Source organism: Streptomyces sp. Je 1-4 4N24, assembly GCF_026239515.1.
Taxonomy (GTDB): Bacteria; Actinomycetota; Actinomycetes; order Streptomycetales; family Streptomycetaceae; genus Streptomyces; species Streptomyces nigrescens.
Genome location: NZ_CP110836.1, coordinates 6,251,658 through 6,268,285 on the forward strand (window position 1 = coordinate 6,251,658; position 16,628 = coordinate 6,268,285).

A 16,628-nucleotide genomic window follows, 5' to 3' on the forward strand; every position below is an offset into this window, starting at 1 on the left:
ACCGATGTCCTCAATGCCTCAGTCATCGATCCCGCTGCGCTCCACCCCCGCGACGATGTACCGCTGCAGCAGCAGGAACACCACCACCAGCGGGGCGATCGAGACCGCAGCGGCCACGAACAGCTCGTGCAGATTGAGGTTCTGCGCGGTGGTGAACGTCGACAGCGCCACCTGCACCGTCCAGGCCTCCTGGTCCTGCCCGATCACCAGCGGCCACAGGAACGCGTTCCAGGCGCCGATGAAGACGATCGTGCCGACGGCGGCGAAGACGGGCCGGGCGTTGGGCACCACGATGCGCCAGTACGTCCGCCAGTAGCCGAGCCCGTCGACCCGTGCCGCGTCCTCCAGCTCCCGGGGGAAGCCCAGGAAGTACTGCCGGAAGACGAAGCAGGCGAACGCGCTGAACAGCGTCGGAATGACCAGTCCGCGCAGGGTGGAGATCCACCCGAGCGACGACACCAGCACAAAGCTCGGCACGAACGTCACGGCCGCCGGGACCATCAGCGTCCCCAGGATCGCGTAGAAGACGATGTTGGCGTGCCGGTACGGAATCCGGGCCAGGCCGTACCCCGCGAGCGAGGCGAGCAGCACCGTACCGGCCGTCGTCGACACCGCGATCAGCGTGGAGTTGAGCAGCGCCCGCCCCAGCGGCAGGTTCGGGTCCTGGAAGACCTCCGTGAGGTTCGACCACTGGAGCACCTGCGGGAAGAACGTCCAGTCGGGCGCGGTGATGTCCTGCTCGGTCGCCAGCCCGTTCCGCACCAGCAGGAAGAACGGCACCAGGAACAGCAGCGCCAGCGCCACCAGCAGCACCACCCGCAGCGCCCGCCCGACCCTCGTCAGCGCATCGTCCATCCCGCTCATCCCGCTCACTCCTCCTTGCGGCCGAGGCCGAACCAGCGGGCCTGCACCACCGTCGCCAGCGCGATGATCAGCGCCAGGATCACCGCGCCCGCACTGCCCAGCCCGAGGTTCTGATCCCGGCCGAGCGCCGTGTAGTAGAGATAGACCAACGGCGGCCGGGCATACGGCGGATAGCCCCGCGCATCGCTCAGCAGGTTGTAGAACTCGTCGAACGCCTGGAACGCATTGATCACCAGCAGCACCACCACCGCCACCGAGGTGGCACGCAATTGCGGAAAGGTGATGTGGCGGAAGACCTGCCAGCCCGGACGCGCCCCGTCCACCGCCGCCGCCTCGTACAGCTGCGGTGAGATCCGCTGCAGCCCGGCCAGGAACAGGATCATGTAGAACCCGGCCTGCAGCCACAGCCGTACGGTCACGATGACCAGCCAGTACCAGGGCGGATCGGTCGTCGACAGCCAGGCGGTCTGGTCCGCCCCGAACCACCCCAGCACGGTGTTGGCCAGCCCGAACCGCACCCCGTTGAAGATCGACAGCTTCCAGATCACCGCCGCGACCACATACGAGCAGGCCGTCGGCAGGAAGAACACCGACCGGAAGAACGCCTGGGCGAACCGCAGCCGGTTGACCATCAGCGCCAGCGCCAGCGAGAGGGCGTAGGTGGCCGGCACGATGAAGACGGTGAACAGCGCAAAGGTGCCGAGGCTGCCAAGGAACGCCTCGTTGGTCACCATCGCGGTGTAGTTGCCCAGCCCGACGAAATCCGCGCCGGACGGACTCACCGTGTTGTGCGCGTCGAAGAAGCTCAGGTAGACGCTCCACGCCAACGGCACATAGGTGAACAGCCCCAGCCCGACGGCGAACGGCCCGACAAAGGCCCAGAACCACAGATTCCGCCGCTGCGGCCCGAGCAGCCGGGCACCGAGCGAAGGGCGCTCGGGGGCGGGCGGCGCCGCGACCGCGGGCCCCCGTACGTCGTCGGCCACTCCCTGGGTCACTTCTTCTTGACCTTCTTCTTGACCCGCTGCAGCTCGGCGTTGACCTTGCGCACCACGGTCTTCAGCTCACTCTCCGGGTTGGCGCCGTCCTTGATGATCCGGCTCAGCGCGTCCTGATAGGCGGTACGGTCCGCGGTCGTCCACAACAGCGGTTCGGCATAGCCGTGATCGGTCGCGAACCGGACCGCGTCCGCCGCCGGCCCCTCCCGCAGCTGCTCGGCCTTCTTCGCCAGCGAGGTCCGGGCCGGGATATGGAAGCCGTACGACAGCGCGAAGTCCTGCTGGAAGTCGGTGCGGTCCACCCACAGCCACTTCGCGAAGGCCGTGGCCGCCGCCTTGTGCCTGCTGCGCGCACTGACCGCGGAGCCATAAGCACCCACCGGAACGGAAGGCTTTCCGCCGCTTCCGTCCTTCGGGAACGGCAGCACCCCGAAATCGTCCCCCAGCGCCTTCTTGATCTGCGGCAGCGCCCACAGCCCCGACCACTGCATCGCGGTCAGCCCCTGGACGAACGCGGCCGGATCGGACCAGTCCGTGGGCGCCCCCAGCAGCAACGACTTGTCCGCGTACAACTGCCGGATCTTCCCGAGCGCCCGCGCCGCGGCCGGATCGTCGAACCCGACCTTGCCGTCCTCAGTGATCAGACTCAGCCCGGCGGCGAACAACGGCGTCCCACCGAGCACCCCGACCCCGCCGTCATTCCCCAGGAACAGCCCCTTGGTCTTCCTGTCGCTGAGCTTCTTCGCCCCGTCCACCAGCTCGTCGAGCGTCCCCGGCGGCCGGACCCCGGCCTCCTTGAGCAGGCTCCTGCGGTAATAGAGCACCTGCGTGTCCACGACCTGCGGGATGCCCCAGATCTTGTCCTGCCAGATCTTCGGCGCCAGCACGGCTTGGTTGAAGTCGTCCTTGACCGGCTCCACGACCTCCGTCAGATCGGCCACCTGCCCGCCCTGGATCTGGTCCAGCAGCGGCCCGTTGACCTCGAAGACATCCGGCCCCGAGTCGGTGAGCAGCGCCGCCGCCGTCTGCCGGTCGTAGTCACCCGGCCGCCACTGCACCGAGACGTTCGCCTTCCGGTACGCGGCGGCATACCGCTTCACGGCCCGCTCGGTCCCCGGCTCCCCGTACTGGTGGTACCACTGGCTGATCTCCGTCCCCGAACCACCCCCGCCCCGCCCGGTGTTGGAACCACACGCCGTCGCCAGCCCCGCCGCAAGGGCGACCCCACCACCGGCCGCCAGCAGCCGCCGCCTGTCGATCTCCGTCATGGCACATCGCCCCCTGCGCTCGTCACGTCCCGATGATGGTCGATCACCGACGGTGCGACCGTCCATGCTGCCGTATGGGCGTGACGGGTGCATTGCGTCTCTGCGAAACGGGGGGCCGGGGCGGCTGGGTTGGGTGGCTGGGCGGCTGCCCCGGTCGTCGGCAGCCGTACGGCGCCTTCCTCCTGGGCCGTACGGCGCCTTCCTCCTGGGCCGTACGGCATCTTCCGCCTACAGGGTCTCCGGCCGATAGAACTTGCGGTACAGCGCAATGGCGTTGGCCGTCGGCCGGTGGGGAACCCGGCAGACCGCGCCGTCCTCCTTGGACACCACCACACAGGTACCACCGGGGTTCCTCATGGGCCGCCGACGTGTGCCCTGCGCCGCGACCGGCGGAAGCGGCTCCCGCTGTGCACAGACGAGATACCCGATATCGAACTCGTGCACCCGCAGGGGAGCCGGAGTCCCATCGGCCCACACGGGCGCGTACTGCGTACGGGCAATCTCCAGGGCCTCCTCGGCGTTTGCCGGTCTCCGCGGGCCCTCGTCGCCGGCGTATGCCGCTCTCTGCGGGTCCTCGCCGCGAGCGTTTGCCGGTCTCCGCGGGCCCTCGTTGCTCGACGGGCTGGGCGTCCTCAATCCGGCCTCCCCGGGTTCGATCCTCTGGTCTCCTGCGCTCCTCCGTACGGTCGCACCCATCTTGACCGAATGCGGACCACGGTCGCCCGTCCGATCCTGCCCGCGCAGGACACTGCATAAATGGACTCGGACAGCGGCAACGACCGACAACAGCAACCGGGCGGGGAAGTGGGGGAGCTGCGCGGAGCGGCGGTCGTGCTGCGGCCGACGACAGATGCGGACATTCCCACCCTCGACCGCATCGTCCGCGAACCGGAGGTCGCGGCGTGGTGGTCGGTGCCCGACGACTATCGGGACATGCTCGCCATTCTCTTCCACGAGGAGGTCATCGGGGCGATCCAGTTCTCCGAGGAAACCGACCCCGAATTCCGGCACGCGAGCATCGACATCTTCCTCACGGCGCGCCACCACGGCCAGGGCCTCGGCACGGACGCCGTCCGCACCCTCGCCCACTGGCTGATCCACACACGCGGCCACCACCGCCTGACCATCGACCCGGCCGCCGCCAACACCGCCGCCATCCGCAGCTACCGCAAGGTCGGCTTCCAACCCGTGGGAATCATGCGGGCTTACGGACGCGACTACCGGACGGGCGGCTGGGCGGACGGGTTGCTGATGGATCTGCTGGCGGACGAGCTGAAATCAGCTCTCAGGAGCCCCAGTTCCCAGTTCCCAGTCCCCAGCACCCAGTCCGCTGTCATCCTGTCGCCATGAACTGCACAGAACTCCTGCTGATCGGCGGCAGGGCAGGCGTTGGCAAGTCCACGGTCGGCTGGGAGGTTTCGGATCAACTACGCGCCGCGTCCGTTCCCCACGCCATCATCGAGGGCGATTTCATGGGCCAGGTGCATCCCGCCCCGGAGGGAGACCCGCACCGCTCCCGGATCACCGAACGCAACCTGACCGCGATATGGGCCAATTACCACCAACTCGGCTATCGCCGCCTCATCTACACCAACACGGTGAGTGTGCTACCGGAGAGCGCAGGGATCTTCGAGCGAGCCATAGGTGCAGACATCCGGACCGTACGGGTCCTCCTCACCGCCTCCGACTCCACCACCCACGAGCGGATGGCGGCCCGCGAGATCGGATCGGAGCTCGAACGGGAGCTCAGGAACAGCGCGTACAAGGCCCGGCTCTTGGACGAAAGGGCGTCCGACGACACCTTCCGGGTGGCCACCGACGCCCGATCCGTCACAGACATCGCCGGGGAGGTCCTGAGGGCCACCGGCTGGCTGGACGCGCACTCCCCTCCATCGCAGCATCCCGCGCCAGGCCGATAGAACGTGCGGAAGAGCGTGTGCGCAGCTGCCGCCTTCCCGCCGGTACCGCCGTGACCTCATCCGCCGCCGTGCGGTCTCCTCTGCGCTGTTATGCCTGGGACGGGCGCTGTTGCCGGTAGAGGGCGATGGCGCTCTCGGTGGGGAGGTTGGGCACGGTGACGGTTTCGCCGGTGTCCTTGGCCACGATGATCTTTGCCCCGCCCGGCGGGGCCGGCTGGGGCTCGCCCGTGGCGTCGGCGGTGGCGGGGTAAGTGGCGTACACGAGGTAGCCGATGTCGAATTCGTCGACGTGCATCGGAGCGGGAGAGCCGTCCGCCAGTGTGGGATCGGCGTAGCGGCCACGGACGATGGCGAGCGCTTCCTCAGGGGTGGTCGGCGGGGTGGTGCTGCCCTGCGGCATAGTCGTATCTCTCCTGTTCAGCGTGGTTCTTGCACGCGACGCTCGCCCGTCCCGCACTCCGTCGGGTGCGGTGCCTCGGGCGGGTACGCAACTGCGGTGGGGGCGGCGAAGCCGCCGGATTCGGTGGCGAGTGGCGAGTGGCGAGGCAAGCGTCCGTTAAATATTGCCCGGATCAGGCCATGGAAAGCGACTCAAGCCGTGTACGACTTGTCCACCGTGAGATTTCCGTCCTTGTCCCATCGCTGACGACGCATATATTCACCGTGCTGACTGAAAAGGGTGTATTCGGAGAGTTGGCCATTGGCGTGCCAGCTGCGCCATTCGCCGACGGCCTCTCCTCGCATGACTGTGCCTTCCGTCTTCTTTGATCCGTCGGGGTACCAATGGTTCTGCGGCCCGGAGGTGATTCCCCCGACGTAGTGGATGAGGCTAATCATCCGGCCTTCGGCGTCCCGTGTGACGACTTCACCGGTGAGCGGTTCTCCATTGTGGTAGACGAGCATGTCGTCTCCAAAGTCACAGTCGTCTTCCTCGATGCGCGTTTTCACTCCTGTGCGGGTGGCTCTTTAGCGGTTTCAGACTTGGATCGATAGTCCAGTGGTGAGAAGTGGAGTCGTGCGGACGAGCTGACCTGAGGGGCCGCGGGCGCCCGGCGTCAGGGGTTGGGGTGGTGGCGTCTGCGGTAGAGGGCGATCGCGGACTTCGGGGGGAAGTTGGGAACGAAGGTCAGTGCTCCGTCAACTTTGGACACGACAAGGTGGCTGCCACCGAACGAACGGGGCTCGGTGGGCGGGAACGTGGCGAAGATGAGGTAGCCGAGGTCGAATTCCTGGACGTGCAGGGACGCGGGGGAGCCGTCGCGGCAGCGGGGGTGAAAGTGGGCGCGGGCCATGGACAGCGCCTCGTCGGCCGTCTTCGGGACGGCATTCCGGTACTCCGGTGAATCGCTGCAATTGCTGGGATCGCTTTGTGCCATGATGCCGTGCCTGCCTAGGCGGGGGCTGACGCTGCTGCCAGGAAGTGGGCGATGGCTGTCTCCGTGGGGAGGCCGGGCACGGGGACGCTTTGCCCTACCGATAGACGCGCGCTCAGAGCGTGTCGGGCCGGTAGAACTTGCGATACAACGCAATGGCGTCCGACGGTGGCCGCAGGGAGACGCTGCTGACTTCACCGGTGTCCTTGGAGACCACGACGCAGGTACCGCCGGGGTTCCTGGGGGGCTTACGCTCCCCCGTCGGTGTCGTCCGAGGATGGGGCGGGAGCTTGGGATAAACGAGGTATCCAATGTCGAACTCAAGGACCTTGAGGGGGGCCGGAGTCCCATCCGGCCAAATCGGGGAGTATTTCGTGCGGGCGATTTCCAGTGCTTCCTCGGCGTTTGTCGGCAGTGGTCGATCGGGTGTCGAAGAACTGGGCTCTGTCATGTGATTTCCTCGCTGTATGCAACTCGTGCCGTGCTGGGGGAGCTCGCTCCAGGAACGACGGGGAGACCTACGGCTCGATTTCCGGGTCATTGAGCAAAGTTTCCCAGACCTCTCCGTGGGCAGCAGGATCAATCTCAAGGAGCCATGACTGCAGCTCCGCATCCGCCTCGAGTTTGTCTACGGTGAGTGAATCGGAGAGCAGTAGGTGATATCGCCCCACCACATGGAACATGGCGACGAATTGCCGCAGACTGCTGCCCGAGAGCTGATCTTCCACGGCACCGGACGTGCACAGCACCTGCCCGGTTCCCCCGTCCAGGATCAAGTCGCCGCCGAGGAGTTCTCCCAACGCGAAGTAGGGCCCGGTGTGCCGGTGCGAAGGAACCTCTAGCTCATCGGGCGGTGGAACCTCTCGAAGTCCCTGGGTGCGCAGACCACGTGTGTTCAGGGTAAGGAACTCCACCATTGGCAGGCCGTGCTCGATGAGCCACTGAGCCGCTTCCGTGCCGTGCAGGCTTTCGGGGATTTCCGACTCGGTCGGCCGGAACACCGAATCGTTCCCGAATACCTCGGACAGTTGCGTCGCTGACGGGCCCCGGAAGGCTTCGGGGAGCGGACGCGTGGCGACTTCACGCTCGTACGCATCCAGCAAGGGCGCGCCATGCCAGGGCGACACTTCGTGCTCTGGTTCCTTTTCGAGGATTTTCACGGCGAACACCCCGCGGTCTCCACCCAACACGGCAATGTCCCCGATCCGTACTGCCGCGCGAATGTCCCTGGGGCAGCGGGGAATGAACGCACCCTGGGGTTCGTCAGGGGCCGGGCGCCAGCCCTGTGACGTATTGACCATGCGTTGTACTTCCAGGGCTTGGGTGCTCGTATCGGCCGATTCGTGTGGCCGACCTGAGCGAAGCTCCCACGCCCACGAGGTTCCGAGCAATTCGTTGGTCGCGGTGACTGTATGTTCGGTGGCGACAAGGCTGGTGATACCGGTCGGGCGGTACGAGAGTCCCTCCCCGAGGAAAGCACCGGTCGGACGCTGGTCAGACCACAATGTCTGCCATTCCAGGGCGACTTCGGAGGCCAGTACTGCGTTTGCGGCCTCCTGATCTCCATGTGTGACGGCGAAATGGTGCAGCCAGGCCGCCCACTCCCCTTGGCGCATGGGTTCCATGCCGGACAACTCCCCATACCGCAGGCTCGCAGCCATGGTGTCCGGCGGGATATCCCGGCCGAAGGCGGCACGATACGCCTCCATGACCGAACTCGGATCCAGGAGAGCAAGTACCCTCCGGTCCTCCAGAACTTCTTGCAGACTGCCGGATGCTGCGGCATGTCCCGGCAGGCCGTGAGCTGCATAACGAGCCAACGGGCCGCCGTCCGCCCAGCCGTGCGGATGCGTGTGCACTATGAGCCGCTCGCTCAGCAACTGCCGGATCATCGCGTGTGCTTCGCCCGCGCCCGGGTGGCCTGAGAGGCGCAGAGCGTGAGGAATCCCTTCGTGGGTGAACGCCACACCAGGACCGGCAAACGCGTCATTCGGCACCCACTTCAGCAGATCGGGATATCGATCCGGAAATCCCTGAAGGTCTGCGGGCGCGGTGGTCAGTCCCGTGCTTTCACACAGGATGCTCCACGCTTGGACGGGTACCACGGGGTATTCCGCCAAGGCCAGGGCCTGGATCTCGGGAGCCAGTCCTTCAGGGGTACTGAAGAGGTTTCCGGATCCCAGGCGGATGAGTTGGGGCGGCTCATCCGCCTGCGCCGGCTGTGGTTCGGCGGTCTCCAGCGCCAAGCGGATGCGAGACCGCTTCGCCCTGCCCATCCGGAAAGCCGCGCGCCTGATGCGTCCTGGCTCATCAGTGGTACGCAGGGTGCCTGCCCATTGCACGTTCGTCAGCAGGACGGTGTGATCGCCGCGGATGCCCTTCACCAGCGCATCAAGGTTCTCTTTGGCGACTGAATGCGGACGCTGAACTCCGCACACATCCAACACCTGAAGGATCACTTCATCGGCGCGCAGCCCGACGCAATCGATAAGTGCTGCTTCGGGCATACGCCGACGGACCAGCTCCAGTGTGCGACTCTTCCCGGCAGCAGGAGGGCCGGCTACGAAGGAGACGTCACCGGCGCGGCCCGATGCCGTCAAACCATCCAGAAGTCGACTGGCGGAGGCATGGAGTTCCGCATCGCGCGCATCGGTCATGGACATACCCTACTAGACGGGAATTGGTGTGTCATTTGAGTCGGGGCCAGTGCATCTGCCTATCAGTCGTCCGTGCCCGTCCCGTTCTTTCGCTGGGCGTCGCGCAACGAAAGCCAGATTTCGCCGACTTCGTTGAGGTGATCCTGGAACTCGGCGTCAACCATTGCCTTGATCTGAGCCTTGGTCCGGGTCTGGATTCCGTTCGGATCCGGATCCGCCACCCACGGGCCACTTCGATAGGTCGTGGCGTAGTGCACGGTGGTCCCCTCGGAGTGCTGGACCAGGTAGGGGGAGCACTCGGCATGGCCCGCGCCCTTCACCGTTCCGCAAGGCTCTCGCTCCGTGAACATGGCGCGTATCTGTATGTGTTGACTAATGTCGGTGCCCCGTTCCTCATTCAGTCGCTTCACGTAGCCAACCAGATGAGGTTCGGAGTGCGCGGTGCTGACGCCCTTTTCGCCGGGCGGAATCGAGCTGTCAACGATGTAATTCGTCTTCTGTGATTTCGGGTCGTACACCTCAATCACTGCGTAATTGCGGCCACTGAAGTCCGGTCGAGTGTTGCTGGCGCCGTCACCTTCGGATGAATTCTTGAGGTCCGATGCCGGTCGGCCGGCATCCGCGAGCTCCGCGAGAAGATGCTTGCGTACATTTCCGGCGAAGTCTTTTGCCTCCATGAAGTTGGCCTTGCGGTGCTGCTTCACGCCGCGAGAGTCTTCTTCTTCCGCGGATTTCGCGTCGTTGGCCTGGCGCCGCACATCGCGCCGCAGTGGAGTCGGTCGCTGAGCATCTTCTTTCCATTTGTACGGCCGTTCGACGGGGTACGGGGAAACGCCGACGGCATGGCTCTCATGAAAGGAGAGACTCAGACGGGCGATGATCGATACCACCGCTCCACGCTGTCCGGCGTCCATGTCCGCAAAGCCGTCGAGCCTTTGCCCGAGCTCCTCCGACGTCAGAGTGAACCTCGGGGGCTTCTTCGAGCCGGCATCGGTGGCTCCGGTCTCCGGGGTGGAGTCACCCTCCTCCGACGGCGATTCCTCATCGGGGGTCAGGTGCTGGATCAGAGCTTCGACGCTTCCATCATTGACCCAGTCGCGCACGTTGTCGTAGACAGCCTGCATATCTGTCTCGTAGACGTCGAGGTTGTCCCGCAGCAGTTGCTGTCCCCCATCGGGCAGTACCCGGACATTCTCTGGCAGGTGATTGGCCGGTTGCCCGTCTGGCATGCCGGGTTCTCTGTACTTGCTCTTGGGCTGGGATTGTCCGTCCTGCTCGGTTGAGCCATCAGCAGTGCCGGCAGGATTCTCCGACGGACGGCGCCCAGCTTGGGCCGAAGAAGCACTTTGCCGGTCGTGCTGTCCACTGGTGCCGGCAGAGGGGACAACCTGAATGGGCTTGCGGTTGCTGTCCAGGGGTACTGCGAATACGCCGTGCTCGCCGCTGTGGAGTGGCTTGTCGCTGCGGCGGCCCGTTTGGGCATCGATGTAGGTGATTCTGCCGTTGTGGTTGACCACATTCCAGGCGTGCGCACGGCCGTCGGAGTGCTGGGTCACGATAACGGCCTGGGAGCCGTGCCCGGACTGGCGAAGGGCGTTCTCGATGCCGTTGAAGGCCTGGCGGCCGTTGCCGAAGTCCGTGAAGCGGGCTCCGAGGGCATTTTCCATGCGGTCGCGGCCGCCCGTTTCACCGCGATCGGACGCGACGCCATCAGCAGTGAGGTCAGGTGTGCGAGCTCCGGCCGCGGTCGGTGCGCCTGCATATGTGTCAGCCGTGGACAAGGCCACGTCGACACAGTTGTTGCTGCGCCCCGGGGCATCGGCACCAGGCTGGTTGATGAAGTCCGTCCAGTCCCCCTCGTTCGGGTCCGGATGGCGCTGGGCGGTGCCTTCTGGGGTCCGGGGGATCCTGTTCTCAAGATCCCTCTGGTGCTCCGGGTCGGGATCGATGATTCCGCCGGGCTCCGTCCGGGGACGCGAGTCCGAGGCCAAATGCGCGGGCTCCGGCTGGTTGTCCGGCGCAGCGGCCGACACAGCATGTGAGGGATCGGCGTCTTGGTTGTCCGACGGGTCCGACCGACCCTGCTCTCGGTGGCCCCCGGGATCCGGGTAGGCCGCGGCACCGTCCCTCGCAGCGGGCGCGGCGCCCGACTCCGAAGCATCCGACTCCGAAGCATCCGACTCCGAGTCGCTCGGGGGATAGAGCGGCTGTGCCTCCGCATCCAGGGGGAGGTGCCAGACCTCGCCCACGTCCGCTGTGTTGATCGGCCGGTTCATTACCTCGCGCGACTGGGTGTCCACCCAGACGACAGAGCCGTGGTAGTTGACCGCGTTGAAGAGGTGGGACGAGTAAGGATCTCCGTCGCTGTCGACGTACCCGACCCAGACGATGGCGGCGGCTCCGTGCCCGGCGTTACGCAGGTCCTCCGCGACCCGTGAGTACGCCAGGGCATCGTCGCCCGCGTGCTGAAATTCCGCACCGAGCCAGCGCTGGATGTTGTCCTCGCCGTCCCTCTCACCGAAGTCGCCGTCTTGCATGCGGGGCGCGGATACCTGCGGGTTTCCGTACCAGGTCTCCAGGTACGAGCGGCTGCAGTCGGCGCAGTTGTCGTCGCGGCCCGGTACGGACTGGCCGCCGTCGTTCTGGAGATCTGCCCAGTCACCGTAGGGGTCAGGGAACCGCTGGAAATAGCCGTCCTCGTCGCGTGGTACGGCATCCTCGAGCGCTTGCTGGTCGTGGGAATCGGGCAGGACGAGCCCGCCCTCGCCCTCCAGGAGCTCGTTGCGGATGTCCTCGAAGCTCGGTTGGTGGTAATCCCCGGCGTCGGCAGGCGGCTGTCCGGCGGGCGGGGTGTCGGTGTCGTTGTGCTCTTCCGGATCGGGGGAAGAGACATCGGCGTCCTGGTCCTGAGGGGTCCCCTCAGGACGCGGGGTGTGGTCGGCGTCATCGTCGACACGGTGATCGCCGGAAGCACCTGGCTCTGCCGGTTCCTGGGCGTCGGAGTCCGGGGTTTGGGCAGGTCGGCGTGGTTCCGTGCCAGGTCGCGGGGTGGTGTCGCCCGCGTCCGGCTGGGTGCGGTCGTTGGGCCGCACGGAGTCCGGTGAGCCGCTGATGGTCTCCGGTGCTGCTGCCGGGTGCGTTGGGTGCTGCGGATTCTGCGGGGACGGCTGCAGGTACGGGTTGTGGTTCTGGGGCTGCTGATGCGGTGGCTGGGTGTACGGATTGGGCTGCTGCTGCTGCGCGTGTGGACCTGGCTGCTGCTGGGCGTACGGGTTCGGCTGAGGCTGAGCGTAGGGGTTGGGCTGTTGCGCGTACGGACTCTGCTGCTGGTGCGGCTGTGTCTGTGGGCCGGGCTGTTGCTGGTGCGGTTGCTGATACGGGTTGGGTTGCTGCGTGTACGGGCTCTGATGCTGGGGCTGCGGGTTGTAGGGGCCCGGCTGGTGCTGTTGGTGGGGAGCCGGTTGCTGCGGGGCCTGGTGGTGAGGCTGCTGCTGTGGGGCCGGCTGCTGATACGGGTTGGGTTGCTGCGGGCCGGGCTGCTGGGCGTACGAGGTCTGCTGCTGGTGGGGCTGCTGGGCGTATGGGTTCGGCTGGTGCTGCGGGGGCTGGGCCTGCTGCTGTTGGTAGGGGCTGGGCTGCTGCTGGGCGTACGGGTGCGGCTGCTGGGTCTGCTGGATCTGCTGTTGGGACTGGGCCTGCTGCTGTTGGTTTTGTGGCTGCGGTTGCGGGGTTTGTTGCTGTGGGGTCTGGGTTTGGGCTGTGGCGGGGTCGAACGGTTTGCGGTCGGCGTCCAGGACGAGGTGCCAGACGTTCTCGGCGCTGGTGTTGATCGGTTGTTCGCTGACCTTGCCGGTCTGGCTGTCGACCCAAATGACCCGGCCGTTGTGGTTGACGGCGTTGAAGACGTGCGCGCCGCCGGGATCGCCGTTGGGCTTCTTCGGCCAGGTGACCAGCACCGCTGCCGCTGCGCCAGGGCCGGCCTGGCGGAGCTCGTCGGCTATTCGGGCGTAGCCGTCCTTGGAGTTCGGTCCGGAGTTACGGAACGTGGTGCCCGTGTACTGCTGGATGTTGGCGGTGCCGTTGCGTTCACCGGAATTGCGGTCGATGCCGCCCTTGCCGTCCGGGTCGTAGGTACGTGGCGCGGACACCTGCGGGTTGCCGTACCAGGACTCCATGAAGGAGCGGGTGCAGTCGGCGCAGTTGTTGGACCGGCCGACCACGGTGTGGCCACCGTCGTTCTGGAGCTGGGCCCAGGGCTGGAACGGGTCGTTGAACGGCCGCGGGGTGCCGTCCGGGTTCCGCGGGAAGCTCGCCACCAGCGCCTGCTGGTCGTGGGGAAACGGTGAATACAGGCCGCCCGGCTGGACGTTGAGCCCGATCCGGACATCGGTGTGACTCTGCAGGTTCGCGGGCTGCGGGACCGGCGCCTGCTGCTGAGGCTGCTGGTCCGGGGTGGGCTGGGTCTGGTGGGGGGCCTGGTTCTGGTTCTGGCTGGGGTTCTGGTTCTGGTGGTGTGGGGCCGGATGCTGCTGTGGCGGCTGGTGCTGGGGGTGTGGCTGCTGAGGTGCCTGCTGCTGTGGGTTCTGCTGCGAGTGCTGCTGAGGCGGTGTGTGGCTTTGCAGCGTGGGCTGTTGCTGGTGGCTTTGCTGCGGGTGTTGCTGTGGCTGGTGCTGGGGGTTCTGCTGCTGTGAGTACGGCTGCTGCTGCGGATGTTGTTGCGGGTGGGGGGAGTTGGCGTTCGGTACGCCGGGGTTCTGGGCGTCCGGGCGCGCCGGGGCCTGGGGGACGTCGGCCCGAGGTCGGTCCGTGCGGGGGGAGTCGGATTGCTGCGCCGCGTCCGGATGAGTGGTGGCTCCGCTCGGGTCGCCGGGGGCCTGCTGGTGGCTGTCGTTCTGGTGGGGCGTGTTGGCGTCCGGCCGAGAGGTGTTGTTCTGGTCGGGGCGGGGTTCGTTGTCGCGGATGGGGCCGTCGAGGCGGGGGTTGTGCGGGGGGCGCTCGGGGCTCGGCTGCTGGGTGTGGTCCTGGATGATCTGTGAGCCGTCCGGGCGGCGGTTGTCGCCGGGCGGTGTGGAGGGGGCGTCGCGACGGGGGCCGTCCAGGCGCGGGTTGTAGGGCCGGGACGTCTCTTCCCGGCGGGGCCCGTCGAGGCGGGGGTTGTAGGCGGGGCGGTCCGGGGTGGGCTGCTGGCTGGCGTCGTGGATCGCCTGGGAGCCGTCGGGGCGACGGTTGGAGCGGGTGGAAGCGTTGCCGTTGCCGTTGCCGCTGGTGTTGCCGTGGGACGGGGTGCCGCCGCGGGGTGTGGTCGTAGCGGTCCCGGCTCCCTGGGGTGGCATGGCGCCCGTCATCATCGGGCCGTTGGCCTGAGGGGTGTTCGGCTGCGCCGTCTGTTGCGGGGTGGGGGTGGCGGGCGCGCCGGTGTCGGCGGTGTGCTGGGTGGGCGGGGGGAGCGTTGCGGTGCCCGCGGACTGGGTGGTGACGGTGGTGTCGTCGGGGACGTCCACCGTGGGCATGGGGTCGCCGGGAGCGGGGTCACGCTGCTGGATGGGCTGGCCGGACGACGGGGTGTGCTGTACGGGTGCGCCCTGCGGTGTGCCGACGTGCGGCATCGAGGCGCGGCCGCTGCCGGTGGCGGAGTTGTCCCCGTTGGAGGTGCCGTTGCTGCCCGCGTCATGGGAGTTGTCGCCGTACGAGGGCGGGTTGCCGGCTACGGGGTCCGGGCTCGGCGAGGGAGTCGGTGCCGACTGGGGCGCGTCGGGGTGTGAAGGCGCGCCCTGTTGGGGGGACTGGTCCGGTGCGGGCTGGGTGCTGACGGAGTCCGGGGCAGGGGCAGGGGCAGGGGCGGGGGCGGGGCGTGCCGCGTCCGGGGTGTTGTCGTGGGCCGGCTGGGTACTGATCGCGTCCGAGTCCGGGCGGGCGGCGTCGGGGGTGGTGTCCGGTGCGGGCTGGGTGCTGATCGAGTCGGGGTCCGGACGTACCGCGTCCGGGGTGTTGTCGGGCGTCGGCTGGGTGCTGATCGAGTCAGGGTCGGGGCGGGCGGCGTCGGGGGTGTTGTCGGGGGTGGGCTGGGTGCTGATCGAGTCCGTGTCCGGGCGGGAGGTGTCCGGGGTGGGCCCCGATTCGGGAGTGTGTCCGGAGTCAGGGGCGGGCCCCGAGTCGGGGGTGGGGGACGTCCCGTACGGGCTGTCGTTGCTGCCGGAGTAGCCCTCGTCGAAGGGGGAGCGCTGGTCCGGGGGCGGGAGGGGCTGGGCTTCCGGGACGCTGCGCGAGGGGTCCGAGCCGTGGGAAGAACTGTCGGCGGAGGAGCTCGGGTTGGTGCCCGTACCCGTACCCGTGCCCGTGCCCGAGTTCGTCCCTGAGCCTGTGTCGGAGCCCCTGCCGGAGTCCGTGCTGCCGGGGCCCGTGTTGTCCGAGGCGCGGGGGGTGTGGCTGGTGGAACCACCGGTGTCCGAGCTGCCGCGGTTGCCGCTGCCCGTGCTGCTGCCGCCGGAGTCACCGGAGGTGCTGCCGGAACCGCCCCCGTCGGAGCCTCCGTCGGAGCCGCCGTTCGAGCCGGTCCCCGAGCCGGTCCCCGAGCCGGTCCCCGAGGTGCTGCCGGAGCTGCCCCCGTCGGAACCGCTTCCGGAACCCCCGCCATCGGCCCCACTACCGGAGCCAGTGCCCGACCCACTCCCGGACCTGCTGCCCGGCCCGCTGCCGGACCCGCTCTCCGACCCGCTGGAGCCGCCGTCGCTGCCGCTGTCCGAGGAGTCGCTGCCGTGCCCCGCCGCGCTGTCCAGGCCGTTGCGGGCGTGGCGTCCGGCGCGGCCGCCGGCGCCGTCGCGGAGGCTTTCGCCGAGGGTTTCGCCGGTGTTCTTGAGGGCTTCGGTGGCGGCCTTCTGGCCCTCCTTGGCGGTGCGGCCGAGGTCGTAGCCGTTCTGGGCGCCGAAGTTCTGGTTGACGGTCTGGGCGATGAGGTCGGACGCCATGGCCTCCAGCGCGGAGATCACCGGCTCCTTGGCGGCCTCCATGATCGCGTCAAGCAGCTGCTTGGCGACCTCCTTGAGGATCCTGCGGACCATTTCACGGGTGGCCAACGTGGCGGCCGCGCCGGCTATTTCGGACAGTCCGAGGGTGAAGGGGGCCGCGACCTGCGCCGCGATGATTTCCGCGGCCAGAATCGCCAACTGGACAATCACGGCGACCTTCATGCCGATGACCAGCACGGCGGCGGCCTCGAAAGTGAAGGCAATGACCTCGGCCGCCTGCGCCGCGTCGTTCAGATACCCCGAACCGCCGGAGAACTTCTCCCATGCCTTGCTGAAGCCCTCGATGGCATCGCCGGAGTTCTCCGCCAGCACATTGCTTGCATAGCCGGCGCCCCGGGCCTGGTGCCCCTGTACCTCCGCCGCGAAATTGCGCCAGACCTGCGCGCATTCCATCAACTTGTCTTCGTCCGCATGCGGCCAGTTGAAGCCGAGCATGTCCAGGACCCACTCAAGAGGATCCGGCAGCATGACAGACAAGATGGAGCTCCCCCGTGAAAAGTGCTTCTAGACGTGTTGCAGGCGCG

Annotated in this window: 10 protein-coding genes and 1 pseudogene; 2 read left to right on the top strand and 9 right to left on the bottom strand. The window is 67.5% G+C overall.

Annotated features, from left to right (window positions below):
• Window positions 1-18: 18 nt before the first annotated feature.
• From SLV14N_RS27240 to SLV14N_RS27255, 4 genes are all read right to left on the bottom strand, one after another.
• On the bottom strand, window positions 19-855 hold the full coding sequence (locus SLV14N_RS27240; RefSeq protein WP_208688124.1) for a carbohydrate ABC transporter permease: 837 nt from the start codon (window positions 853-855) through the stop codon (window positions 19-21).
• A gap of 14 nt (window positions 856-869) precedes the next feature.
• Complete coding sequence (locus tag SLV14N_RS27245; protein ID WP_263273293.1) at window positions 870-1,778, bottom strand: carbohydrate ABC transporter permease; 909 nt, start codon at window positions 1,776-1,778, stop codon at window positions 870-872.
• 80 nt (window positions 1,779-1,858) lie between these two features.
• On the bottom strand, window positions 1,859-3,130 hold the full coding sequence (locus SLV14N_RS27250; RefSeq protein WP_263271472.1) for an ABC transporter substrate-binding protein: 1,272 nt from the start codon (window positions 3,128-3,130) through the stop codon (window positions 1,859-1,861).
• Window positions 3,131-3,358: 228 nt separating this feature from the next.
• Window positions 3,359-3,487, bottom strand: coding sequence for a hypothetical protein (locus SLV14N_RS27255; protein ID WP_263271473.1), 129 nt, complete (start codon window positions 3,485-3,487; stop codon window positions 3,359-3,361).
• A 399-nt stretch (window positions 3,488-3,886) separates the two neighbouring features.
• Between SLV14N_RS27255 and aac(6') the strand changes: the two are divergent.
• A pseudogene (aac(6'), locus tag SLV14N_RS27260) lies at window positions 3,887-4,405 on the top strand (aminoglycoside 6'-N-acetyltransferase); the annotation flags it as partial.
• Window positions 4,406-4,476: 71 nt separating this feature from the next.
• Window positions 4,477-5,049, top strand: a complete 573-nt coding sequence (locus tag SLV14N_RS27265; protein WP_208684379.1) for a hypothetical protein — start codon at window positions 4,477-4,479, stop codon at window positions 5,047-5,049.
• Between the two features lie 88 nt (window positions 5,050-5,137).
• Here the strand turns inward: SLV14N_RS27265 and SLV14N_RS27270 are convergent, their stop codons facing one another.
• The 5 genes from SLV14N_RS27270 to SLV14N_RS27290 all read right to left on the bottom strand — a co-directional run bounded on the left by SLV14N_RS27270 (window position 5,138) and on the right by SLV14N_RS27290 (window position 16,572).
• Window positions 5,138-5,449 (bottom strand): hypothetical protein, encoded by a 312-nt coding sequence (locus SLV14N_RS27270; protein ID WP_263271474.1) that lies wholly within the window; start codon window positions 5,447-5,449, stop codon window positions 5,138-5,140.
• A 191-nt stretch (window positions 5,450-5,640) separates the two neighbouring features.
• A complete protein-coding gene (locus SLV14N_RS27275; protein WP_263271475.1) occupies window positions 5,641-5,997 on the bottom strand; it encodes a toxin-antitoxin system YwqK family antitoxin in 357 nt (118 codons plus the stop codon).
• Between the two features lie 107 nt (window positions 5,998-6,104).
• Complete coding sequence (locus tag SLV14N_RS27280; RefSeq protein WP_263271476.1) at window positions 6,105-6,425, bottom strand: hypothetical protein; 321 nt, start codon at window positions 6,423-6,425, stop codon at window positions 6,105-6,107.
• 515 nt (window positions 6,426-6,940) lie between these two features.
• Complete coding sequence (locus SLV14N_RS27285) at window positions 6,941-9,079, bottom strand: SUKH-4 family immunity protein (protein WP_263271477.1); 2,139 nt, start codon at window positions 9,077-9,079, stop codon at window positions 6,941-6,943.
• 62 nt (window positions 9,080-9,141) lie between these two features.
• Window positions 9,142-16,572, bottom strand: a complete 7,431-nt coding sequence (locus SLV14N_RS27290) for a toxin glutamine deamidase domain-containing protein (protein WP_263271478.1) — start codon at window positions 16,570-16,572, stop codon at window positions 9,142-9,144.
• Between the last annotated feature and the right edge of the window lie 56 nt (window positions 16,573-16,628).

Coding starts and splice junctions, on each gene's coding strand:
- SLV14N_RS27240 (WP_208688124.1), bottom strand. CDS start 855: ATGGACGATGCGCTGACGAGGGTCGGGCGGGCGCTGCGGGTGGTGCTG.
- SLV14N_RS27250 (WP_263271472.1), bottom strand. CDS start 3,130: ATGACGGAGATCGACAGGCGGCGGCTGCTGGCGGCCGGTGGTGGGGTC.
- SLV14N_RS27255 (WP_263271473.1), bottom strand. CDS start 3,487: ATGAGGAACCCCGGTGGTACCTGTGTGGTGGTGTCCAAGGAGGACGGC.
- SLV14N_RS27265 (WP_208684379.1), top strand. CDS start 4,477: ATGAACTGCACAGAACTCCTGCTGATCGGCGGCAGGGCAGGCGTTGGC.
- SLV14N_RS27270 (WP_263271474.1), bottom strand. CDS start 5,449: ATGCCGCAGGGCAGCACCACCCCGCCGACCACCCCTGAGGAAGCGCTC.
- SLV14N_RS27280 (WP_263271476.1), bottom strand. CDS start 6,425: ATGGCACAAAGCGATCCCAGCAATTGCAGCGATTCACCGGAGTACCGG.
- SLV14N_RS27285 (WP_263271477.1), bottom strand. CDS start 9,079: ATGACCGATGCGCGCGATGCGGAACTCCATGCCTCCGCCAGTCGACTT.
- SLV14N_RS27290 (WP_263271478.1), bottom strand. CDS start 16,572: ATGCTGCCGGATCCTCTTGAGTGGGTCCTGGACATGCTCGGCTTCAAC.